The sequence below is a fragment of the Rania fehmarnensis genome, assembly GCF_056494185.1.
In genome coordinates this window covers 895,279-919,305 of the sequence record NZ_CM151398.1, presented here as the reverse complement: position 1 = coordinate 919,305, position 24,027 = coordinate 895,279, and the positions used below count along the sequence as shown (strand labels likewise).

The following is a 24,027-nucleotide window of genomic DNA, read 5'->3' as shown; positions in this document are numbered from 1 at the left end:
CACCCGGCAAGTCGCTGGCCTGTACCGCTGGTCGGAAGTCACTCTGGCTAGAGGGTGCCTTTTTTTAAACGCAGAGAGACGGAGGATCGCAGAGAAGACAGCCTTTTCTCCGCGGGCTCTGCGAACTCTGCGTTTCAAAGGAACGGGTTGTAGAGCGGCTGTCCCCAGCCGCTCGGCACCCGGCAAGTCGCTGGCCTGTACCGCTTGTCGAATGGAACTTTGGTTAGAGGGTGCCTTTTTTTAAACGCAGAGAGACGGAGGATCGCAGAGAAGACAGCCTTTTCTCCGCGGGCTCTGCGAACTCTGCGTTTCAAAGGAACGGGTTGCAGAGCGGCTGTCCCCAGCCGCTCAGCACCCGGCAAGTCGCTTACCTGTACCGCTGGTCGGAAGTAACTCTGGTTAGAGGGTGCCATTTTTGAACGCAGAGAAACGGAGGATCGCAGAGAAGACAGCCTTTACTCCGCGGGCTCTGCGAACTCTGCGTTTCAAAGGAACGGGTTGTAGAGCGGCTGTCCCCAGCCGCTCAGCACCCGGCAAGTCGCTTACCTGTACCGCTGGTCGGAAGTAACTCTGGTTAGAGGGTGCCATTTTTGAACGCAGAGAAACGGAGGATCGCAGAGAAGACAGCCTTTACTCCGCGGGCTCTGCGAACTCTGCGTTTCAAAGGAACGGGTTGTAGAGCGGCTGTCCCCAGCCGCTCAGCACCCGGCAAGTCGCTTACCTGTACCGCTGGTCGGAAGTAACTCTGGTTAGAGGGTGCCATTTTTGAACGCAGAGAAACGGAGGATCGCAGAGAAGACAGCCTTTACTCCGCGGGCTCTGCGAACTCTGCGTTTCAAAGGAAAGGGTTGTAGAGCGGCTGTCCCCAGCCGCTCGGCACCCGGCAAGTCGCTGGCCTGTACCGCTGGTTATTGGTCGGAAGAGACTGCCATTAGAGGGTTCTGAGCAGCTGGGGCAGCTGCTCTACGGTCAGGCTCGTTGGCTAACGCACGGTGGCTTTGCCGGGTTTTTCGGCGACTTGATGGTTGGGTACGAAGCCCATATAGGCGAACATGTCGCGGATTTCTTCAGCCGACAATGTGTCAAACAATCCGGAAGGCATCATAGAAATCTTGCTGGGCACAATCTCTTCGATATCTTCTTCGGACACGACATGTTCGACCAGGTCGCTATCGCGGACAATCAGACTGCCATCACTCTTGCGCGTTACCAGGCCGTTGTACACGCTGCCGGAGGCGGTCAGCACGCGCCGCGCCGCGTATTGATCACTGATCACATGCGACGGGAACAGGACCGATTCGAGAACCTCTTTACGCGTGAAGCGTTTGGCCACAGCACTCAAATCCGGACCGACTTGTTTGCCGGTCGATCCGTATTTATGACAATTGACGCAGCGTGCCTTTTCGAAAGCTACGCGGCCGTTGTCGCTGTTACCAGCTTTTCCTTCATTGGAATTGAAGTACTCAACGAGCGTCTCTAAATTCCAACGGGCCCCGGAGGGGACGCTTGGTAAAACCGCTTCCAGTTTGTTGGGATAGGTTTGCGTGAACCACTTTTGCCAAGCTGCCATGGGACTGACGCTCTTGTCCTTAGGAGCGGGGAACTCGTTGCCTGTCCAGTGCTCCAACAACTTCAGCGCCGGCTGGGGACTGCCCCCCTCTTGTTCCATGCGCAGACCATGCAAAATGACTTCGCGAAAAGCTTCCGGATCATCAGCGGCCACATCCACCGAACGCAGAGCATTCATGACTTCGCTAGTCGCATAGGTCTCGAGCGTCGGTAGGCTGCGGATGAGATAATCCCAGTTTTCACCGGCCGGCTGTTGCGCCAGGCCCAGTGCAATAGCTTGGCGTCGATCTGGACTGCGCAGCCAGGCGGAACGCAAGTACTGCATCGACTGTTCATCGGCACTTTGCGAGAGCAAGGCCACGATGCCCGTTCGCAGGCGCTTGTATTGATCACCCTCGAACCCCTCGCCTTCTAGCTTTTGATCGAGTTGACGCAACAACTGCAGATCGCTTTCGGTCAACTTGTCTGGGAATCGATAAAGCGATACCAAGGCAGCATTCGGCCACTTGTCACCTTCCGAGACAAAGATACGAGCTTCGTCTAGCGGCAAATCCTGACATACATCGCGAGCAGCGTGCATGATGTACAGCGGATAGCTGCTGCCACCTTCAGCTAGCTGCGATTCTTCGTAGAACTTCACCAGCGCGAAGCGCTCGGCTGCATTCCATTGATGTTTGAAGAATTTCAAGTGCATGCCAACGTGAACGCGTTCGGCCAGGTCAGCATCACTTTGCAGAAACGCAATGGCCTCGTCAATCACTTGCTCAGCATTGAGGTAAGTCAGCAGTCGGAACAGTTCGCGATTGAGCAGTGGTTCACCGATGGGAAACTCGTGAATGAGTTGATCGGTAAATTCGGGCAGATCTTCAGCGGTTAGACCAGTTCGATGTAAGGCAACTTGTGAAACACGCATTAGATCATTCAGATTGCGATCACTAACAAAACCTTTCAAGACTTTGCTGACGGCCTCGATCACCAGTCGCCCGTTTTCAGGCGTAGGTTCGGCGATCATCAACGCCAACCCGCCTTGAGCAACTAAGCGTTGATTGTCGTCTTGGAGAAGACGTTCTTTCCAACTGGCCGCAGGAATACGTTCCAGCAAGCGTCTGGCAGCCCAAACCAGATAGCGATCATCGCTGCCCAGTAGTGGTACCAGCGCGTCTACTTCGGGCGGCGCATCTAACCGCAGCAGCGCTTCGCAGGCGGTGCGTTGAACTCGCGGGTCGCTGTCGCTGACCATCTCTTGGATACGTGGCACGACGCTTTGCGTATCTTTGTGCGCGGCCATCAGTTCGATGGCTCTGGCGCGCACCAGTTCGTTTTTCGACTTCGCCAATTCTAATAGCATGTCGGTGGTCAGTGACGGACCGAACAGCTGCATCAGGTCCATCGCTCGTAAGCGATACTTGGCTGGATTCTCGCTGCTATAAGCCACGCCAGCAATCAGCTGACTCCAACTACTACCCAGTTCTTCTTTAAGCGTGGCCAGTTCCTGGCGCGCCCAAGGTGCTGAGGGTTGAGGTTGACGCACGGCCCGAGCGATGCCTGTACCCAGATCTTTCATCGATGCTGGAATATTACCCTTCCACTGCACGCGATAGATACCGCCGGCGGTGCCACGACCACCCGTGCAGAAGTACAAGCTGCCATCTTTGGCCACAGCCATGTCAGTCACGTTCAAAGGCTGACCCTGCAGGAAGACCTCGGCTTGGGCTTGATGACCCGCGCCGTTGTTTTGCAGTTTGACTGAGAGAATGCGGCCTTCGGACCAATCAGCCAGAAACAAGCATCCGTGATAACGCTGCGGGAAGGCGAAGTGATCGTAACAAACCGCTCCGGTCGGTGATCCACGTCCCGTTTCCAACAACGTCGGTAAACGATCTGTGTAATAGCTGGGCCACTGTGCCCAACCACTGCGCCAACCGTATTCGCCACCTTCGACAATTTCAAACAAACTGGTGGGACGATACCAAGTGGTACCGATGTCGGCTTCCATGTCGCTGTCGTGCACCAGCAGCGAGCCGCTGGTGTGGAAAACGAGATCGTAGGCATTGCGCAGACCGCCCGCCACGATTTCAACTTTCTTGCCTTCCAGATCGGAACGGATAATCGCACCGCCCGGAGTCTTGATGCCAGCAGCATGTCCGCCTGGATCTTCCATGCGCGGACCGACCAGATCGCCTTCATACTGATACCGATACGGACTGGAGCTTGCATATTGACCAGCGTACTGTGTATGGTTACCCAGCACACAATAGATCATCCCTTCGGGTCCAAGCGCCAGGCCATGGGCTGCATGTTCGCCACTTTGGCCTTTGAAGGCCACCACGCGATCAGCTCGTTCGAGCGAACCATTGCGATCTTCATCGCGCAAGCGATAGATACCTGCTCCTTGTTCGCCTTCGCCGGTGACATACACATCACCGTTCAGTGGCAGGATACCTTGAACATTCTTCACCAGGTCGCAGTAATTGCGAACCTTATCAATCTTGTCGTCTTTGTCAGTGTCATAGATCAGCAGCAGTGGGCCACCTTCCTGAGCAGCGATGATGTGGCCGAATTCATTAAAGGCCATCGTTGTTAGCGAGCCGGTCTGTTCATTGCCTAGCACTTCTTGAACGGCAAACTCAGCACCGACGCGGAAGCGTTCGTTTTCGCTGGTTTCTTCGCGAGCCACTTCTTCACGACGATCCCAAGGAGCAGTTTCGCCCAGCGTGCCGAACTCTTGCGCCGTCTTCCAACGACTATCGTTGAAGTTAACCGTCTGCCACTGGGGCACGGCGTCTAAAGCCGTTTTCCAACTTTTGTCAGTGGAGTAGCTCAGCCAGCTACCGCCTTTGGGTTTGATCAGCACGCGGGCGGCCAGAGCAGCTGGTCCATCCGCCACATTGGTAACCTTGACGGCAATCACGTTGCGTCCCACAACCAACAAACGCGAAACGTCGTAATTTTCCATCTGCTTGATCGATTGACCATTGCCGATGCGACGACCATTGACCCACAGTTCATATCGATCATCGCTGGTGATCGTAATGGAAGCTTGTTCAATCTCGGGGGTCTGGATCAGCTTGCGAAAAAAGCAATCGCCGGCCGGAGCTGCACCACGGGGATGCTCCGGCGACCAGATCCATTGCGATTCGCGAGCCTGCAAGGTTGCAGCGGCCGAACCGCACAGGATGGCCAGCACGAACCAGGCAAGCAGATTAGCTGGTTGGATCAATCTGCCTGAGTGGCATCTGCCAAAGGGACAGAGGGCAGCGCGTTCCGCGTCAAAATCCATTTCAACAACCTCGGTAAGCATCCATCGGAGGGGACGAGCGATCTAGATCCTTCCACACCCCTGGCTACCTACCAAAATCATTTGACCCAGGTCAAGCCCTGTAGTCGGATTCTAAAAACGCAGAGACGCAGAGAGTCGCAGAGAAGACACCAGTCCTACTCCTACTCCTACTCCTACTCCTACTCGTACTCCTACTCGGATGTAAGCGTGATGCTCGAGTAGGAGTAGGAGTAGGAGTAGGAGTAGGAGTAGGATGGAGAGCGAGTATTTCGTTGACGCACGGACGCAGAGCGACTTGCCGGGTGCGGAGCGGCTGAGGACAGCCGCTCTGCACAGCGTTCAACTTAGCGACAGCTTGGGCAACCGACGCTGACGCCGCAATTGCTGCAGCCGCCGATGACGACGCCACCACTGCAATTGCTGCAGCCGGATGATCCGCCGTAACCCGAGCCGTAACCAGCTGGCATTGAGCCACCGCAGCTACCGCAACCGCTACCAACACTCGGAGCAGGGACGCTCAAGTTCACTTGGTAAGCAACCAGCTTGGGAACCATGCGGGTTACTTGCACTTGAACTTCTTTGCACACAGGAATCGCCACTCGCTCGGTGTACTGTTCGGTGACTACGTCGTCGACCGTTTCGTAACGCGTGGCAGTGAACGGCTCAACTTGCGTCTCGGGAACATTGACGGTGTAAGTCACATCCTTGGTACGCTTCTCTGTGGTATACGAAACTACAGGAATCGTCTCCGAGCGCGTGCGCTGTTCGTAGCTGGCTTGACGCAGGGTTCGGGTACGTGTTTCGTCTTGATAGCTGACAACCTTGCGAGTACGTGTACGTTTCTCAGCCACGTAGTCAACAACTTTGCGAGTTCCAGTGCGAGGTTCAGGCCGATAGGTCACAACCGTGGTCTCATAAGGAACTTGCTCGCTGCGTTGTTCGTACACGGTGTACGAAATCTCTTGAGGCTGCGAAACGTTTTCGACAACCGAGACTTCTTCGGTCACCACGTTGGGCACCCACACTTGCCGAGCAACCATTTGCGTGGTCGGTGCAGCTTGAATGACCTGAGCAGAGCTGATGCCGTAGCCCGCATCAACACCGCAACCGCCCATACCAACTTGGCCAGCATCGATATAACCACCACCGCCACATGAATTGCAGCCGCCGCCAGTCGATCCACAACCGGATCCACAACCGGATCCACAACCGGATCCACAAGACGAGCAACCAGCATGACGGCCATGATGCAACACGCGACCGATCACACCACAGTGATGGCGACCACCACCGATACCTGAGGAACAACCGCCAACCGCGTAGCTAACCGGAGCTGCAGAAACTCCACAACCTCCAACAGCGACGCCACCACCGTAGCCACCGCCCACATAGCTAACGCTCGACTGAACATTAACTTCTTCCATGCGTGTTTCCCAGTGGCCGTAGTCCTTCGTCACCATCTTGGTGCGCGACACAGGTACGCATACCGATACGGTTCGCGTCTTGGTCACTGGAATCGCATTGGTCACCGTCTGCACGCGAGTCTGCGTTTCAGCATGGGGGACGTAAGCGGTATAAGTGAACTCTTGATCAACCAACTTGGGTACGCGAACTTCATACTCTTCTTGCACATCGCTCAGTACGGGCACTTTAACCGTATAGCTTTGCTCAACTTCTTTCCACACGGGCACCGATTCAACGACTTCCACCGTTTTCTCGCTGGTGTTTGGGACTAGTACCGAATACTCGATCGTCTTGGTTTCAGTCTTGGGAACAATCACTGTGCGCGAACGGTAGTCTTCGAACTGCACAGCTTGAGTGCGTTGCACTACACGCGTTCGCGTGCGAGCTTCGTCTCGATACTCAGTCGAGCTGACCAGTCGCGTTTCCGTATAAGCTTGTGGCTCTAACACGACCTTGTACATCGTCTGTGGCCCCAAATCGATCGATGCCATTTGCGCAGGGGCTGCGTATGAAGGTGCTGCATACGAGGGTGTTGCATACGAGGGTGCTGCATATGAGGGTGCTGCAAAAGCGTAAGATGGAGCTGCACAAGCAGGTGCTCCGTAACCATACGCAGGTGCCGCATACCCTGGCGCTGCATAACCATAGCTGGCCGAAGCCGCCGGCGCGCAGACTGCTCCACCATAACTTGCCGCACCATAACCTGCGCCTGAACCGGCCATCGCTGATCCATAAGCCATCGACGTTGTGCCAGCACCATGGGGCGCGCCTGCATAGCAAGCTGAGCTATAGCTCACTCCACCCCAAGCACTAGCGGTCTGACATGGATCACTGCATCCACCCTGTCGCAACCTATGATGATGGTGATGATGACGGAACCCTGCATCCACTTGTCCACCAGCCCATACCAGGCCCCCAAGTGCAAGCAGAATTCGGCCTACAAATTGAAGTCGCATTAATACCCCCTGGGTGCTTACACCCGTCTACAAACTAACAGCTTTTCTAAATTGCCTAAACCGCCACGATTGTAATAGCCCCATGGGGGAGGGTCAAAGGCTATGATGGCATTTTGATAGATCGAATATCCCCCGGGGTCCGGACCGGCGACTTCTCGACGCCAATACGAAGCTTGCGTAGATTAGAGAGATGACTCAAACCCAACCCTTGATCAAGCCGCTGATGATCGGCAACCTGGTGATCGATCCGCCGATCCTGCAAGCCCCGATGGCCGGCTACACCAATTACGCTTTCCGCCAAATAGTCCGCGAATATGGCGGCGCGGGCCTCCAGGCGACCGAAATGGTCAACGCCAGCGGCTTTGTTTGGCTCGATGAACACGATTGCCAGCATCCCGACCGGCTGTGGGGAGTCCGCGACGAACCCCGTCCACTGGCGGTGCAGATATGGGACAACGATCCAGAAATCATGGCTAAAGTCGGGCGGCGGCTGGTCGAAGACTACCAAGTCAGTGTGGTCGACATCAATTTTGGATGTCCGGTCAAGCAAGTCACGGAGAAGGCTCACAGCGGTTCCTACTTGCTGGATCATCCACAACGGATGGCAGCGATCATCACCCGATTGGTGGAAGCCTGCGCGCCGACGCCGGTGACCGCCAAAATTCGTTTGGGATGCACGCGAAAAACTCAAAACGCTTGCGGCATCGCGCGCGTGGTTGAAGACTCGGGAGCGGCTGCCTTGACGGTGCATGGCCGAGTCGCGGCAGATTTTTTCCGCGGCCAGGCTGATTGGGAGCGCATTTCCGAGATCAAACAACACTTGCATCACATACCACTGATTGGCAACGGGGACCTCGATAGCCCCGAGAAGGTAGTGCATGCGTTAACTAATTACCAAGTCGATGGAGTGATGATCGCGCGGGCTTCGCTGGGTCGACCCTGGCTGTTCGCTCAAGCTGCCGCTGCGTTGCGCGGGCAGCCGGTACCATCCGATCCTAGTCTTGATGAGCAGCGTCAATGTGTGCTGCGACATTACGAGTTAGTCGTCCAACGTTTCGGACCACAAAAGGGCACCATGTTGATGCGCAAGTTCGCATGCTGCTACGCGCAAGCCAAATATGGCGCTCGCATCTTTCGTACGCACATGGCGCACGTCGAATCACCCGAAGAGTTTTATCGCGTGGTAGAAGAACATTTTCCACGAGATTGATATAGCTGGCGTGAACGTGGTTTAACCCGTAGCCGCAGAGGCAAGGCGCACGCAGAACTAGTCCCAGCCAGCAGGCGTGGGTTAGAGGGTTCGCCTCGCCTGCAGCTACGGGTTAAACGAGAGAGCCATGCACCGATTACACCTTAGGCAGTGTGGTGGCTTCAGGGGTGACTTGTTTCATGTTAGGAGTCAAGTCGGCTTCGGTCTGGCCGGTACTCCACTTCAATGCACCGACGATCAAGGCTTGAAAGTTGGCGTTGGTCCAAACATCTTCGCGGTGGCCCATCGAGGTGTAGAAGACGCGACCCTTTTGATGCATGCGTGCCCAAGTGGCCGGATACGGAGGACGATCATAGTCCTTGTCTTTCATGCCCATCGTCTCTTGAACCAGAATGACATGCATGTCGGTGGCGAAGTTTTTGAGCGAGTACCATTCTTCATTCAGATCGAAGCCCTCACCAATCTTTTCTGCGCCCGGGAACTTGGCATCCACCACGCGCATGCGCGCCGGTTGTTGGCGTCCATGGCGAATAAATTCACCGCCGACCATGGCAATATAGGGATCGATGTCGGTTTGATTTTCAAAGGCTTTGCCTTGCAGGTGACCGGCAGAATGGTAAGTGTCACTGGCGCAGTGATTGCCCACAAAACCTTTGCCAGCCGCGACCGCTTCCAGCAACCGTTGTTTGCCTTTGGCCGAAACCGGCGGTTGCTTGTCCAAACCGAGTTTGGATAGATCACCTTGCGTGAAGAAATAAAAGCCGTCGAACTGATCAAGGTCGCCTTCGAAAACGGTGCCATCTTTCGTGGCGACGAAATCAAATCCCGCTGGTCCGGCGAATTCGTTCAGCATCCGCTCGGCATACGTCGGCGCTCCAGCTTTACTTTCGACCACCGAATGCTGAAACCCTTCTGACTTGTTATAGAACAGAATCTTCTTGCGCTTGCCATCTTGCGCCTCGGCCGGCGCAGCCAACCAGCTGGTAACGAGTGGTGCTGAAACCAAAGCAGCCGCGCTGCTGCCAAGCCAGGTACGTCGCGAAATCTGATTCATGAGTAGTAGGATCCTTGAAGTGAGTAGATGCTTTGGGGGAGGCGGGAAGCGACTCGATTATAGCTGGGCTTGGCCGCTGGTGAATCGTCCCGCGAGACTGCAAGTTCTGTTACCTAATTGGACAGCACCACTTTTCATACTGAATAGCCACTGTCGCCTGACGGTGGACTCGGCTGGCGGCGAAACCCACCGCTTGGAAGTTTTGAAGCGGTGGCTACCTAAAATCGCCGACAAAACTGCCTATCCTAATGGCGCTGTCTAACTAAGTATTGCACGCCTGCACTGGCAGCCCCACAATGACGCTTGTTTGGAAAGCTAATCGTTCGTTCTTCTCATCTAAAACTAACGCGGAGTTTACGCCCATGTCCAGCCTTATGGAATTGCTTGCCCAGAGCGTCGGTCCTGAACAAGTTCAACAAATTGCTCAGCGCATCGGAGCCTCGCCCGAGCAAACCGAACAAGCCATCGGCCTGGCCCTGCCCACGCTGTTAGGAGCTATGGCTAAACATGCCGACGATGATGAAAATGCCCAGCAACTGCATGCCGCCGTAGGTCAGCATGATGACAGCGCACTTGATAATCTGGGCAGTATGTTTTCAGCTGCGGGAACGGGCAGCGGCGCGGGCAGCACTGCTCAGGGCTTTCTGCCCGGTGGCTTAGGAAACATCCTCGGATCGATCCTCGGCGGCAGACAAGGTCGCGTCGAATCAGGAATTGGGAAAGCATCTGGATTAAGCGCCGGACAGGTTACTTCGTTGCTGGCGATGCTGGCGCCCATCATTCTCAGCGTGCTCAGTCGTCGACAACGGCAAAACCCCGGCGGAGCCAAGGAACTGCAGGACACATTGCGCAAAGAGCGTACTCAAATGCAAAACCAGGCCGGCGGCGGACTCCTAGCCGGGCTGCTCGATCAGGACGGCGACGGCGATTTCGACATGCAAGATTTGCTCAAGTTTGGCATGAGCAAAATCTTCGGTCGCAAATAGTCCCCACTATCCGAAGTTCCTTCGTAGCCGAAGTCGCCAGACTTTGGTGCGTTTCTATTTTCCAATCTCTGGCGAGATCGGCTACGAATAGGTTTTCCAATCTCAGGCGAGATCGGCTACGAATAGGTTTTCCAATCTCTGGCGAGATCGGCGACGGCCAGATCGGCTACGGCCAGGTTGGCTAGAGTTGACCGTCGACGCCTAGTTTATGGAAAAAGTGTTCGATGCTGTCTTGATGTTCCAGCAACCAATCGATCGACGGTTCGTTGGCCAAGGCTTTGCGGATGACTTTGACAGTGGCTTCGCGGTTGACGTTGAAGAGGGCTTGGTAATCAACCTGCGCAACATCCAGGACGCTGGGATCGAGCCAGATGGAATAAATAATGCCCAGCTCGTTGGCTTTTTCCTTGGGAATAATTCCTTGGCGGACTGCGTCTAGGACGCCATTGGCGATACCTGCCTGAACCGAACCCATGAGGATATTCGTATACTTGGCATCGCTGACGGTTACTTTACTGACCATCAGCGTAGCTGGTTTAACTTGGTAATCGCTGTTCAGGATGGCAAAGACGCGGGTGTGGCCTTTGACTTGGTCGCCTAGCAGTGTGGCCATAGCCTGGCCGACTGGGCCGTCGAGTTCACCGATAACAATTTCTGGTTCCGCGCAAATGTAACCGATGTCGCCTTCGACCAATGCCTCACCTGTACGCATACCAATTCGACCAGCCATGTTGTCGGTATCCTTGACGGAATAAAGTTATTGCTTGGGAAAATTCGAGCCTGAGGCCGCGATTATGATCGACTTGGTCCAAACTGGACAAGTAGCCATTGCCGGTCGATTGGGTTACACTCCACAGCGGGCTTGGGCGACAGAGGACCGCATATTAATGTTGCCTCTGAAGGCTGGCGATTTGGCCAGGAACGTAGAAAAGCCCGCGACAAACCAAAGGCTCTCGTCTTGATCGTTGCTCATGAACTTCAGAAACAGTTTCGCTGGGCCGGCAAAGAACTGACCGCAGTCGATCACGTTTCTTTTCAAGTTGGTGCTGGTGAAGTCTTTGGATTGCTGGGCCCTAATGGTGCTGGCAAGACGACTAGCTTGCGGATGGTAATGGGCTTGCTGGCTCCTGACGGTGGTTATGCCGAGATCGATGGTGTGCGCACAGGTCCCAACTCCGCGGCGGTGAGGGCCAAGATCGGTATGGTCTCGACCAATGACGGCGTATATCCGTGGTTGACGGTCCGCGAGATGCTCATGTACTTCGCCGATCTCTACTCGATTGATCCAGCCATTGCTGGTCAACGTATCGAAGAGCTTTCGGCGGCGCTGACCCTGGATGGTTTTTTGCATCAGCGCTGCAGCACGCTCAGCACTGGCCAGCGCCAGCGAGTCATACTGGCTCGCGGACTGATGCATGATCCACCGGTCATGTTGTTGGACGAACCGACTCGCGGTTTGGATGTCGTGGGTAGTCAGACCGTCTTTGAATTTATTGCGCATTTGAAACGATCGGGCAAAGCCGTGCTCCTGTCGACCCATCGTCTTGACGAAGCGGAACGCGTTTGCGATCGCTTTGGCCTGCTCCATCAAGGCAGATTGCTACACGCGGGCACGCTGCTTGACTTGCGAGCGGCCATTGGTGAGGAGCACTTGACCGATATGTTCTTGAAGATCATGCGCGACAATCACCGCCCGCAACATGAGACGTCCGCGCTATGAGTAACTCAACCAGTGGACGTATCTATCGACTGTGCCAGAAGGAACTGCGTGAATCACTGCGAGATCGGCGCACCATTATTACCCTGGTCCTGATGCCGCTGCTGGTCTATCCGTTGCTGAGCATGATTCTGCAACGCTTGCTGGTGACGACCGCGGTGAGAAACGAAGTCGATGTCCTGCGAGTGGGAATCGAGCATACGAATCTAAAAGGACCGCTGGAAGAGACCATTGCCTTTGGCAAACATATCCTGGCGGTGCGCGGCAGTCAGACTCTCTCGATCGAACGTAGCGATGCTCCGCCTTCGCTGCTGACCGGTGAGAAAGCCAGTCAGCAGATCGCAGTCCAGCAGATCCTGTCGCAAAACATCGAGATGTTTTTGATCGAACGCGATGGGCGAGCTGCGCTGCAGTCGGGTGCCATCGATATTTTGATCCGAGGTGAAGCCACAGGGCAATTCGGTGCGCTTGACAAACCTTCCAACGGCGAGGCAGATAGCGCAGGCGAGCCCCGGTTAGAGGAGGCAGGGTCGACTGCGACCACGACGCCAAAGGCTGAAAGTGGCGATGTCGCCGAGCCGGGCCCACCTCGACGTCGTGCGGATGTCATTCGCGAAGTCTTGCGGAACATCACTGAGGATCGTTATGTGATGGAATACGTCCCGAACGATCGACATAGCGAATGGGCGATCCATTTGTTTCGCAACATCTTTGCAGCGGTCAACGAAGAGGTAGCCGCCAGTCTGATTCAGATCGCTGGTGCAGATTATCATCCTACGATCTCCATGTCGGCTGCGCCGATCAAGATCACTAACACGACACAGACGACGCTGGCCTCGCTGGTGCCGCTAGTACTAGTCTTGATGACTATTGCCGGCGCGGTGTACCCGGCTATCGATTTAACCGCAGGGGAACGTGAACGCGGTACGCTGGAAGCGATGATCGTATCGCCGACCCCTCGCTATATTCTGCTGCTGGCCAAGTATGTGGCGGTGGTGACCGTGGCTCTACTGACTGCGATTGCTAATTTGACAGCCATGTCGATAACGTTGTGGGCCAGTGGGCTGGGCAGAATCTTCTTTGGTGGCGGTGGACTGTCGATACTGACCGTATTGCAGATCCTCTGCTTGCTGGTGCTTTTTGCTATGTTCTTTTCCGCCGTCTTACTCTCGATCACCAGTTTTGCCAAGAGTTTTAAAGAGGCTCAAGCCTATCTGATTCCCGTCATGCTAGTTTCGTTAGCCCCGGGAGTGCTGAGCCTCTTGCCTCAAGTTCGCTTGACTAATGTTCTTTCCGCGGTGCCGCTGGCCAATATCGTGTTGTTATCGCGCGACGTATTAGTTGGTGGAGCGACGCGCGAAGCGGCAGTCATTTCAATCGTATGTACAGTGGTTTATGCGATCGCAGCCATCGCAGTAGCTAGCCGTTTGTTCGGCAGTGACGCATCGCTGCAAGGTAGTCAAGGCAGTTGGAAAGACATGTTCCGTCGACCGGATCACGTAGCTGACCATCCTACCGTCGATCAGATGGCACTGACCATGGCGTGCCTGTTTCCGCTGTATTTTGTAGCGTCGACGACGCTGCCAAACTTGGGTGGACTACTTGAATTTCGTTTGATCATGGCCTCGGTGGTATCGTGGGTGTTGATTTTTGGTTTGCCAACCATTGTGGCGAACTATCGTCGACTGAATTTCCGCACCACCTTTTTGCTGGACTTCGGCCGCGCCAGTACGTGGCTGCTAGCCCTGCCTGCGGTGCTGCTGCTAGCCAGTTCGCTATGGATGTTCAGCCATGAATTGATGATCTTCAGCAAGCAACTGGGAATGGCGACCTTCACTGACGAGCAACTCAAGCAGGCGCAAGCTTTTGCTGAGAAGCTACCCGAAATTCCGCTGGCCTTGCTACTGTTCTGTTTTGCAGTGACTCCGGCGATTTGCGAAGAGTGGTTCTTTCGTGGCTTTGTGATGTCTTCGCTACGTCGCATGGGCATGTGGACTGCCGTGCTAGGCTCGGCCACCTTGTTCGCTTTGATGCACGTACTGACATCGAACATGCTATCGCTCGAGCGATTCTTGCCCAGCATGTTTATGGGAATCGCCTTGGGGTGGGTAGCGTGGCGCACCGGTTTACTCTGGCCCGGGATTGTGTTGCATGCATGCCACAATGGATTGCTGTTATCAGTCGGTCATTTCAAAGACCAACTGAAAGATCTGGGCATTGGACTGCAAGAAGGCGAGCACCTGCCCGCACTCTGGTTGGGCGCAGCCGTGCTGGCTACCGCCATCGGTTGCATTCTGATTTCCCTGGTACGTCGCCCCACTAAGCCGAGGGCGTTAGCCCCGGTTCCTCCAACCAATGGTCGCTAACGTTCAGTAACCAAGGCCACTAAGCCGAGGGCGTTAGTTAGCCCCGGTTATTGGCATCTAATGTCCTGAACGTTCAAGAACCGGGGCTAACGCCCTCGGTTTAGTAACCGAGGGTAACGCCTGCGGTACGGCGTTTGCTAGTCGCGACTGGTGAGTTTTGTTTCTGTACGCGTATGCAATGTCGATGTAACCATGGGTCGATCCAAAGCCAGTCCAATGCGCATGGTAGCGCTTGCCGCTAATGTTATGGTAGTTGTTACCATCGTGGCGGTCCTGTACCTGGCGCAGGATGTTTTTATTCCAATCACGCTTTCGACGTTGCTCGCTTTTCTGCTAGCTCCTATCGCTGACCGTTTAGAGACCTGGGGCTTGGGCCGCGTGCCTGCGGTCTTAGTCTTGGTTGCGGTCGCCTTTACATTGATCAGTGTGTTTCTGGGTGTCATCGGGCGCGAGGCCACCAAACTGGCGGCGGACATTCCCCAGTATCAAGCCGAAATCGTATCGAAGGTCGAGAACTTTTCATCGATGGGCGATGGTACTTCCAAACGCATGACCCAGTTCGTGACAGCTATCTCCGATGCGCTTCGCGGCAACAAGCAACCAAAACGCACTTCACCAGCAACCTCCTTCGATGATCTCGATAGCGAGAGCGCAAAAGCGGTGCAACAAGAGGCGGAGCCCGAAGCCGCACCTGGCTCACCGACCAATCCAATTCACACCGTCGCAGAGAGCAGCGGACAAACGCCTGTAGGTACAGCCTTTGGCGCGGTTACCGCAGTCCTCAATCCGCTTACCAATGTCGGTCTGGTGGTCGTCTTTACAATCTTCATCCTGCTTTCCAGAGATGACTTGCGAGATCGCATCATTCGTCTGTTGAGCGGGGGTCGCTACATTGTGACCACCAAGGCGATCGACGAAGCCTCGCGCCGGATCAGCAGCTATATCCTAGCTCAGACTATCGTGAACTCGTTGTATGGTTTGTGCATTGGCCTGGGGCTTTGGTTGATTGGCGTCATGCTCGGCGATGGAAAGGGCTTTCCAAACTTCGCGTTGTGGGGATTGTTATGTACTATCCTGCGTTTCATTCCTTACCTGGGGCCCATCATTGCAGGTGCGTTTCCAGTTATCTTGTCGCTGATCGTTTATCCAGGCTTCAGCGTATTTCTGGCCACGGCCGTGCTGTTTACGGTGATCGAGTTGACCAGCAACAACGTTATCGAGCCCTGGTTGTATGGGTCCAGTACAGGCATGTCGGCGATGGCTGTAATTGTTGCCGCCGTATTCTGGACGTGGATGTGGGGGCCAGTGGGACTACTGATGGCGGTACCACTAACGGCATCGCTGGTGGTGATGGGGAAACATGTTCCGCAGCTGCGTCCCCTGACCGTAATGCTAGGGGATCGAGCTGCCTTGCCGCCCAGCGTCAGCTTCTATCAACGCTTGCTGGCCGATGATCATCAGCGAGCTGAAAAAATTCTAGAAAGCGCCATAAGCGATACCGATCTGGAAACGGCCGCCGACGAAATCGTACTGCCCACTATCCGCCGCGTGCGCCGCGATCGCGCCAGTGAGGAACTGAGCGCACCACGCGAACATCGTTTGATGCAACTCATCACCGGTATGCTCGACGATGTCCTGAACAAAATGTGCCCAGAGGATCTCGAATCCAACAAAAAGTCGAATGACAAGTCGACCAATCCATCATCCACGACTGACTCGACGCCTGAATCAACGCCGGTCAAACCTGATGGCTCCGGTTCGGCGTTTCAGTCCAGCGCTACCGAAGCAGAGGCTTCTCCAAGCAACTGCGCCCAGCGTGTCGCCAGGGCTGTCAAAAACATCGACCTCTCGGAACAACTCCAGTTCGATCAAACTATAGAAAACTGTAGCGTCTTTGGTTGTACCGCTCATCATGAGAGCGAGGAACCTGTCTTGAAACTGCTGACCTGGTGTCTCAGTCAAGAAGAGATCCACATGCGCTGGACCGGCACGAAAGCTTTGCCCAGCGATGTCGAAGCCTGGGTAGCAGTTCAACAACCACCGGTAATTGTCGTCGCCATTGTTCCTCCCGATGGCATTATTCAAGCGCGTTATCTGTGCCAGCGATTGCACAAGTCTTCACCGCACTCGGAAATTGTGATTGCCTACTACGGCAGACTTCGCTCGTATGATTCGATGTTCGTCAAGTTTCGCACGGTCGGTGCCAGTTACTTTTCAACCTCGTTGACACAAACTCGAACCCAAATTGCCAATGCCCTGGCCCGTTCCAAACGCCTACAGTCTCGAACTGCCTGATGAACACCTTTGGTAGCGGAATGCGTCAAGCATTTCGAGCGATGACAACCTCGTAGCGGAATGCGTCAAGCATTTCGTGCAATGACAACCTGGTAGCGGAATGCGTCAAGCATTTCGTGCAATGACAAGCGACTGCCGAAAGCCTTGACGGCTTCCGCTACAAAAAACCTGTGAATGCCGAAAGCCTTGACGGCTTCCGCTACAAAAACTTGCCTACGGAGAACCTGAGTTATGCCTAAGATACTGGTAGTCGATGACAACCATGACATGCGTCAATTGTTAGTGCAACACCTGCAACGTCACGGCTTTGCCGTAGTCTCAGCCGATGACGGAGTCGATGGCGTTAAAGTGGCTGCCGCAGAAAGACCCGACCTGGTGCTGATGGATGTGAACATGCCCGAATTGGATGGCTGGGAAGCCACGCGTCAGATTCACTCGTCGGTTGGCCTGGAGCAATTGCCAGTGATCGCCTTGTCCGCCCACGCGCTTAGCGGTGATCGGCGACTGGCCCAAGAAGCCGGCTGTGTTGACTACCACACCAAACCCGTCGAATTCCCAAAATTGCTCCAGCAAATTGAGCAAGCCCTAAGAGGCAGTGTGGAGTAGCGGTCCACGTAGCAGCGTCTCTCCGAGACGCTGATCGAGCACGTCGACGCGTCCCAGTCTTAGCCCCGAGTCTCGGAGAGACTCGGCTACGTGGACACGCAGCAGCCCTCTCTCAGAGACGCTGGTCGAACTGCTGGCAGAGTCTAGTGGCGGTGAAGCGAGTCTCGGAGAGACTCGGCTACGCGACTCGCCTAGGTGGCTTAGCCTATGCTGCCGACTGGTACGCTGGCTAGAATGAAGGGAATAACCCATCGTTATTCTCCTCTTTCTCTACCCCTTCTCCAGCGCAGCCGATTAATGAAATGCCGGTCAACGTGCAGTCGAACCGATCTAGCGGCATTCGCATTATATTCGGCGCTGATTTTGTTTCTGATGTGGCCCTTATGCCAACAGGCCACCACACGCTTGCCGCTGGGCACCGAAGATGTGTGCACGGTACCGCTGTTCAATCAGTGGACCATCTGGTGGAACGCAGACCGCTTGAGTCACGCTCTGGCGGGCTACTGGCACGCCCCGATCTTCTTTCCGGACGTTAACGCCTTTGCATACTCCGAGCCACAACCACTGACGATGCTGGCGGCTCCCTTGGTATGGTGGGGCTCGGCCACGTTGGCTTACAACATTTATCTGTTAGCGTCGTTGCTGCTCAATGGATGGTTCACGCACCTGCTGCTGCGCTGGCTGGGTCATGGTTGGCTAGCTGCCGCGTCCGGCGGCATGTTCATCATCGCTTTGCCCATCGTTCATTGGCAGTTGGGAGTCGTTCAACTGGTTCCGTTGTGGGGCATACTCTGGACGATCTGGGCGCTGGCCAAGTTGCAGTCGCTGACAACTGCTGGTGCTCAGCCCAGCCTCATTCAGCCCAGCCTCATTCAGTCGAAGAGCGCCGCTTACTGGCATGGAGCTGAACTTGGCGTGGCCTTGGCCATCACGAGTTGGATGGCCATTTATCATGCGCTCTTTTTGACGACACTCTTGATTCCAGCCGTCTTGATGATTGGGACCAGGTTGCTGCAGCGCCACATGCTAGGTGGACTGGCGCTTGCAGGCGGAGTGTGTTTGCTGCTGACCAGTCCGATGATACCGCCAATGTTGAAACTCGCAGCCAACGCAGAGTTCGTCAGGCCGAGCGATATCATCGAGAAGTTATCACTAGAACCTCGCGACTACCTGGCGATTTTTGGCGAAACACCTTTGCGTAGTTTGTACGTACAATCCGATCGCTATTGGTGTGTGAGCCCTGGCTGGTTGAAGATGGCGCTGGCCTTGATTGGCCTGTGCGGGGGACTCTACTGGCGGAACAAGCGCGGCTGGGCTGGGTTGCTGCTGGTCATGGGGCTAACAGCTTTTGTATTCTCACTTGGTTCGAATCTGCGTTTGGGTTCCGTGCAACTTTGGGAATGGATGTCGACTACCGTTCCTGGCTTCAAGCAAGTGCGCAGTCCTTTTCGGTATGCCTACTTTGTGCATATCGCGATTGCTCTGGGTGCGGCTGGTGGCATTCAGGTTCTGTGGAGTGGCACCGAGAGGCTTGCCAAGCCTCGCGTTCGACTGGTCTCTCAGTCGATGATCGCCTTGGTGGCTCTAGCCGCCTTGTTTGACCCGTTGCCTGGCAAACTGAAAGTCTGCGTCGTACCCGATTTGACCGCTGCCCGCGACTGGTGCGATGCCCTGCGCAGCCAACACGACTTGCTCCCAGGGGCTGCTCTCTGTTTACCTATGGCCGGCGGCGATACGGCCCGCGACTTTGAGCAAACCTGCGTCTGGATGATATATGGTACTCAGCATGGTGTCCCACTGGTAAATGGTTACTCCGGTTTCTGTCCGCAGCGGGTGCTGGATTTGGGCAGCGAGACTTGGGAAGAATCCCTTAGTGCTGACCGGCTTACCCAGCTCTACGATCAAGGTGTGCGCTACTTGATCGTCCATCGCGGCTTGTATCATCTGCCATGGTCCGCCGGTCATCAGGTGGCTAACTTGGAACTGCCCTTGGTGATAGCAAGTCCGTCGGGAATCGATGTCTATCAGCTGAAGCCCAAATGAGTTTTGCGGTATGATCTAAGCTTGCACCTGTGTGCTCGCCATACAATCTCGAGCGCGGGCACGTCGAGCTCCTCCCTTGGGTCATGTTGGGAAAATGGCATGCAGCCAGTTACGACAAGCTTAACAAAGTTGATCGCTTCGATCGCCATCCTGCAGCTGTTGGCAACCATGCCCGGCTGCACCTCTGCGGTCACCAAAGAGACGCCCAAAGAGACGCCCGCAGTTGCAGCTCAACCCGACGATCAACGATCGGTTGACTTGCCCGCTGGCTTATCGCTCGCTGCTTACCGTGCTGCCGAGCAGCAATTTAAACTTCGCTTTCCGCAGCTGGATGTGGGTCATCAGGATACGCTGCTGATGGCCGCCGACTTGGCTGTGGGCGAGCGCAAGATCGATGTCGCTTTGGCCTGCTATGGTGCGATACCCACCAATACGCCTGAACTGGGTTTAATAGCGAGATTGCAAGAAGGATTGCTGTTGGTCGAAAACAATCGAGCTGCAGAAGCCGAAGCTGCGCTGCATGCTTACTTGGATGCGGCCCGCGTGGCCACCAAGCTAAATCCTCAGGATGTAGTCACCGCCTTCAAATGGTTGACCTTTATTCTCTCGGTGGAGATACGTCTAGAAGAACGTAAACCCTTGCTTCAGGAATTGCACAAAATTGGACTGGCCGATCCACTGGATTCCAAGCAGTTGTACTTTCCGCATCTGCTGATACTTAATTCGCCAGCAGGCCGCAGTCGCATTGAACAGTTCTTGAAGAACGATCCACAAAATGTGCGGCTGCGCTTGGCGCAAGCGCGCTACAAAACGCTGGAGGGCCAATTCGACGTTGCCATTGAATTGTTGGAACAGCTGCGCCAAGAATATTCAGCTGACAAAGGTATTGCATCGGCGCTGTTGGAGGCTTACTTCGAAAGCGGTCAAACGGAAAAGCTGGCCAGCATGTTGCAGTCGTTGCCGGAACTGGATGAGCAAGAGCCTTGGCTACTGACTCGTATGCGTGGTGAAGCGGCCTTGGCTGCCCAAGATTATGCCGCCGCCCAACAGTATTTTACTGCAGGGCTGAAACAGGACCCCACTTACGCGCCGTGTCAAATTGGTCTCTCGCGTGTGTATGCTGCCCAAGGCAATCAAGCAGACCAGGAGCTAGCGCTGCGGCGCTCGACCACAATGGCGGACATTCGTGTCAATTTGACCAAGGTCCAACCCGATGCCGCAGCAGCCGCTGCAGAATTATCTGCCAAATGCGCGGAACTGGGACTAGCCGATGCGGCCCAAACGTTTCAAGCTCATGCGCAAAATATTTCGCGCTCTCAAGCCGCGGCACCTCAGCCCTCCACCGCGCCACAAAAACCATGACTTCCATGAATGCAAGCCGCTTCGCACGACGATCACTACTTGGTTTGGCTTTGTTGGCAGTTGGCCTGTCGGCTTGCCAGCCCACCAAGCCTGTTGCTCCTGCTAGCGAGGCGTCGACGCCCTCAACACAGGCATCTACACCTGCGCCAACTGCGCCCCCGCCCACAACTTCCTCGCCGTCGACATCCTTGCCGCCGAGTGCCTTGGAGCCCAGCGGAGGTCTCAAGTCGCCTTTGCCGCCGCCTGGTGTACTGCCGAAGTTCACCAAGATAGGCGCAGAGAGTGGTCTGAACTTTCAACGCGAGGATGACATTCGCGGCCAGCGCCGCATCTTTGAATCTACCGGCGGTGGCGTGGCCATGGTGGATTTTGACAACGATGGTTGGTTGGACTTGCTGTACACCGGCGGCTGTCGCTTGCCTCTAGATCCAACCCATCACGATCCAACATGCGGATTGTTTCGCAATTTGCACGATGCGAAATTCGCGATGTCAACTTTGCCGGCGCGCTTGCTGCAGAGCGGATATTGCCAGGGCGTGACGGTGGGCGACTTTGATAACGATGGTTTTGATGACGTATTCATCACGGCCTTCGGCATATGCGGCTTGTGGCACAATCTGGGAGATGGAACTTTTGCAGATGTGTCAGCGGCGATGGGGATCACGCTGGATACTTGGGGCAGCAGTTGTGCGTTTGCGGATTTGAATCTGGACGGTGCGCTCGACCTGTATGTCGTTACGTACTTGAAGGAGTCGCCTGATTCGCCGCTGCGCTGCCCCAACAGTCGCTCGCCCGATGGCTATGAACAATGCCCACCTTCGAAATTCGATGGCCTGGTCGATGTTTTGTACTTGAATGATGGTCAAGGGCGGATGCAGGATGTGACCAGTCGGACGACCATCGCTCAACTGCCCAATAAGGGCTTGGGCATTGTCATCAGCGATTTTGATCGCGATGGCAGGCCCGATATCTACATCGGCAATGACGGCCAACCCAACCAACTGTTCAAGAACGAAGCCCACTCCGATGACTCACTTGTCCTCCGCGAGTGCGCAATGTTAAGCGGAGCCGCGTTGACCGAGTCGGGCTTTGCGCAGGCCAGCATGGGAATTGCTGCGGGCGATTACGACAATAGTGGCACGGTCGACTTGTTCATCAGCAATTACTCGGGCGACTCGGATACTTTTTACAAGAACGTGGGCAACTTGCAGTTTGAAGATGTTACGCGACGCACCGGTGTGGCAGGTCCCAGCCGACCGATGCTGGGCTGGGGCGCAGTGATGGCGGACTTTAATCACGACGATCGTTTGGATCTGGCTGTAGTTAATGGTCATGTCGATGATCGAGGCTGGCTGGGGCAAGGCGAGCGATACCGGATGCCGGCCCAAATCTACATCCAGCAAGACAGTGGCCGCTTCAGCGATGTGTCGCGCTGGGCTGGTGAGTTCTTTCAGACGGATTGGATGGCCAGAGGATTGGCCTGCGGCGATTTGAATCACGACGGCAGGCTCGATTTAGCAATCAGCCATCAGTTGGATCCTTCGAGCTGTTTGCTCAACACCACGGAAGTCGATCTAAAGCTGACTAGGCTCAAGTTGGTTGGCAGCCTTAGCAACCGCAATGCTATCAATGCGAAAGTCGAAGTGTTTACTGGAGATGGAGCAAGGCTTGGCTTCCGGGAAATTTGTGGGGGAACTACGTATCAGTCCTGTAGTTCCTACGAAATTCACTTACTGAATCGTCCGGATGTGGCTGAGACATTACGAATAACTTGGCCTAGCGGTCGAGTATGGGAAGGCGTTATTCCTAGCGACGACACAGTTCTGGTCGAAGACGGTTGCGAAATTTAGCCGAAAGCGTGATTTAAAGGGTCGCATACCCCCAAAAATGCCTTGACACGATTGCACCGTCTATTTCTACTAAAGTCTCAGATATTTCTCTATTTTGTTGTTCTTCTCGTCTGGTTGAAAGGAACTTTATTTTGAGTCGTCGGTTTAATCCGCAGCGACGAGGTTTCACCTTGGTGGAACTGCTCGTTGTGATTGCCATCATTGGCATCCTGGTAGGCTTGTTACTGCCTGCCGTACAAGCAGCTCGCGAAGCTGCACGCAGAATGCAGTGCTCCAATAATATGAAGCAGTTGGGACTGGCATTGCACAACTATCATGATTCCCAGCGCAGCAAGCTGCCATATGGTGAATTTTTTGATGCTGGTGGTGCTGGACAACGTCACAGTGGCTTCGTAGGCATGCTGCCCTACATCGAACAAGGTCCCCTGTGGAATCAAATTTCGGCTGTTGGTTTTGCTCGCGTTCCGTGGGACGGTGGCTTCGCGCCGTTCACCCAGCAGATTCCAACGTATCTGTGTCCATCGGACGTGTCTCGCGCCAAAGCCAACAATGAAATTGGTCACGCCAACTACATGTTCTCGCGCGGCGACAGCTCGTGGGATCATAATCAGTGGGCCGGTAACGGCGGCCGTGGTCTGCGTGGCATGTTCACCGGTCAGGCGATTTGCAAAGGCTTCCGCGACGTAACCGACGGCTTGAGCAACACGATTGCTATGTCCGAACGCACCAAGGGTCAATCGGGTGCTTTGGTTTTGGATGGCGGTACCGTCATCAACATCGGCGATAACTTCCGTAACAACAATCCATCGGATTGCTTGAGCCGCGTAGGTGCTGGCAAGCGTTACACCGGTGTAGACGTGGCTCACTGGGCCGGTCTGCGTTGGCCCGATGGTGCTCCAGCTTTCACTGGCTGTACCACGGTTCTTGGTCCTAACAAGGCTAGCTGCACCCAAGGTGGTTGGGACGGTGAAGACGGTATCTACGAACCAATGAGCCGTCACACCGGTGGTGTTACTTGCTTGTTTGGTGACGGTAGCGTCCGCTTCATGTCCGACTCAATCGACACCGGCAACATCACGGCTCCACCACCAGATGCTCCTGGCCAACCTAATGCTCAGAGCCCATATGGGGTTTGGGGCGCACTGGGTTCGGCTCGCGGTGGTGACCAATCCGCCGTCGAGAACTAATTTCAAAACTTGCCCGCATCATCTATCATTAGGTGGTGCTCTACAAATCGAGCAAGAGCCGTGGCAACATGGCTCTTGCTTT

At 55.1% G+C, this 24,027-nt stretch carries 14 protein-coding genes; 10 read left to right on the top strand and 4 right to left on the bottom strand.

The features are described from left to right. Positions 1 to 982: 982 nt before the first annotated feature. Both SH573x_RS02875 and SH573x_RS02870 read right to left on the bottom strand, forming a co-directional pair. Positions 983 to 4,849 carry a HEAT repeat domain-containing protein gene (locus SH573x_RS02875; RefSeq protein ID WP_479352806.1) on the bottom strand — a complete coding sequence of 1,289 codons (3,867 nt, stop codon included), beginning with the start codon at positions 4,847 to 4,849 and terminating at the stop codon, positions 983 to 985. A gap of 344 nt (positions 4,850 to 5,193) precedes the next feature. Then, positions 5,194 to 7,269 (bottom strand): ferredoxin, encoded by a 2,076-nt coding sequence (locus SH573x_RS02870; protein WP_479352804.1) that lies wholly within the window; start codon positions 7,267 to 7,269, stop codon positions 5,194 to 5,196. Between the two features lie 190 nt (positions 7,270 to 7,459). Here SH573x_RS02870 and dusB point away from each other — a divergent pair, with 190 nt between their 5' ends. After that, on the top strand, positions 7,460 to 8,479 hold the full coding sequence (gene dusB, locus SH573x_RS02865) for a tRNA dihydrouridine synthase DusB (RefSeq protein ID WP_479352803.1): 1,020 nt from the start codon (positions 7,460 to 7,462) through the stop codon (positions 8,477 to 8,479). A 136-nt stretch (positions 8,480 to 8,615) separates the two neighbouring features. Here the strand turns inward: dusB and SH573x_RS02860 are convergent, their stop codons facing one another. After that, on the bottom strand, positions 8,616 to 9,533 hold the full coding sequence (locus tag SH573x_RS02860) for a ThuA domain-containing protein (protein ID WP_479352801.1): 918 nt from the start codon (positions 9,531 to 9,533) through the stop codon (positions 8,616 to 8,618). Between the two features lie 362 nt (positions 9,534 to 9,895). Here SH573x_RS02860 and SH573x_RS02855 point away from each other — a divergent pair, with 362 nt between their 5' ends. After that, positions 9,896 to 10,519 (top strand): DUF937 domain-containing protein, encoded by a 624-nt coding sequence (locus tag SH573x_RS02855; protein WP_479352800.1) that lies wholly within the window; start codon positions 9,896 to 9,898, stop codon positions 10,517 to 10,519. A 181-nt stretch (positions 10,520 to 10,700) separates the two neighbouring features. Here the strand turns inward: SH573x_RS02855 and fae are convergent, their stop codons facing one another. Beyond that, a complete protein-coding gene (gene fae, locus SH573x_RS02850) occupies positions 10,701 to 11,249 on the bottom strand; it encodes a formaldehyde-activating enzyme (protein WP_479352799.1) in 549 nt (182 codons plus the stop codon). A gap of 228 nt (positions 11,250 to 11,477) precedes the next feature. Between fae and SH573x_RS02845 the strand changes: the two genes are divergently transcribed. The 8 genes from SH573x_RS02845 to SH573x_RS02810 all read left to right on the top strand — a co-directional run bounded on the left by SH573x_RS02845 (position 11,478) and on the right by SH573x_RS02810 (position 23,945). Continuing rightward, on the top strand, positions 11,478 to 12,239 hold the full coding sequence (locus SH573x_RS02845; RefSeq protein ID WP_479352797.1) for an ABC transporter ATP-binding protein: 762 nt from the start codon (positions 11,478 to 11,480) through the stop codon (positions 12,237 to 12,239). Further along, the gene (locus SH573x_RS02840) at positions 12,236 to 14,602 is read left to right on the top strand and encodes a CPBP family glutamic-type intramembrane protease (RefSeq protein ID WP_479352796.1); all 2,367 of its coding nucleotides are present in this window, start codon (positions 12,236 to 12,238) and stop codon (positions 14,600 to 14,602) included. Before SH573x_RS02845 ends, SH573x_RS02840 begins: the two co-directional genes overlap by 4 nt. Before the next feature lie 150 nt (positions 14,603 to 14,752). Then, complete coding sequence (locus SH573x_RS02835) at positions 14,753 to 16,897, top strand: AI-2E family transporter (RefSeq protein WP_479352795.1); 2,145 nt, start codon at positions 14,753 to 14,755, stop codon at positions 16,895 to 16,897. Positions 16,898 to 17,128: 231 nt separating this feature from the next. After that, the gene (locus SH573x_RS02830; protein WP_479352793.1) at positions 17,129 to 17,503 is read left to right on the top strand and encodes a response regulator; all 375 of its coding nucleotides are present in this window, start codon (positions 17,129 to 17,131) and stop codon (positions 17,501 to 17,503) included. A 372-nt stretch (positions 17,504 to 17,875) separates the two neighbouring features. After that, positions 17,876 to 19,546, top strand: coding sequence for a hypothetical protein (locus SH573x_RS02825; protein WP_479352792.1), 1,671 nt, complete (start codon positions 17,876 to 17,878; stop codon positions 19,544 to 19,546). Between the two features lie 99 nt (positions 19,547 to 19,645). Then, the gene (locus SH573x_RS02820) at positions 19,646 to 20,908 is read left to right on the top strand and encodes a tetratricopeptide repeat protein (RefSeq protein ID WP_479352790.1); all 1,263 of its coding nucleotides are present in this window, start codon (positions 19,646 to 19,648) and stop codon (positions 20,906 to 20,908) included. A gap of 5 nt (positions 20,909 to 20,913) precedes the next feature. Beyond that, positions 20,914 to 22,758 carry a CRTAC1 family protein gene (locus SH573x_RS02815; protein ID WP_479352789.1) on the top strand — a complete coding sequence of 615 codons (1,845 nt, stop codon included), beginning with the start codon at positions 20,914 to 20,916 and terminating at the stop codon, positions 22,756 to 22,758. A gap of 131 nt (positions 22,759 to 22,889) precedes the next feature. Then, entirely contained in the window at positions 22,890 to 23,945 is a 1,056-nt protein-coding gene (locus SH573x_RS02810; protein WP_479352788.1) for a DUF1559 family PulG-like putative transporter, read from the top strand. Positions 23,946 to 24,027: the final 82 nt, after the last annotated feature.

Bases quoted from the DNA above. Each gene is read 5' to 3' on its own strand.
- SH573x_RS02840 (WP_479352796.1), top strand. From the start codon at position 12,236: ATGAGTAACTCAACCAGTGGACGTATCTATCGACTGTGCCAGAAGGAA.
- SH573x_RS02870 (WP_479352804.1), bottom strand. From the start codon at position 7,269: ATGCGACTTCAATTTGTAGGCCGAATTCTGCTTGCACTTGGGGGCCTG.
- SH573x_RS02830 (WP_479352793.1), top strand. From the start codon at position 17,129: ATGCCTAAGATACTGGTAGTCGATGACAACCATGACATGCGTCAATTG.
- SH573x_RS02875 (WP_479352806.1), bottom strand. From the start codon at position 4,849: ATGGATTTTGACGCGGAACGCGCTGCCCTCTGTCCCTTTGGCAGATGC.
- SH573x_RS02860 (WP_479352801.1), bottom strand. From the start codon at position 9,533: ATGAATCAGATTTCGCGACGTACCTGGCTTGGCAGCAGCGCGGCTGCT.
- dusB (WP_479352803.1), top strand. From the start codon at position 7,460: ATGACTCAAACCCAACCCTTGATCAAGCCGCTGATGATCGGCAACCTG.
- SH573x_RS02820 (WP_479352790.1), top strand. From the start codon at position 19,646: ATGCAGCCAGTTACGACAAGCTTAACAAAGTTGATCGCTTCGATCGCC.
- SH573x_RS02815 (WP_479352789.1), top strand. From the start codon at position 20,914: ATGAATGCAAGCCGCTTCGCACGACGATCACTACTTGGTTTGGCTTTG.
- fae (WP_479352799.1), bottom strand. From the start codon at position 11,249: ATGGCTGGTCGAATTGGTATGCGTACAGGTGAGGCATTGGTCGAAGGC.
- SH573x_RS02855 (WP_479352800.1), top strand. From the start codon at position 9,896: ATGTCCAGCCTTATGGAATTGCTTGCCCAGAGCGTCGGTCCTGAACAA.
- SH573x_RS02825 (WP_479352792.1), top strand. From the start codon at position 17,876: ATGTGGCCCTTATGCCAACAGGCCACCACACGCTTGCCGCTGGGCACC.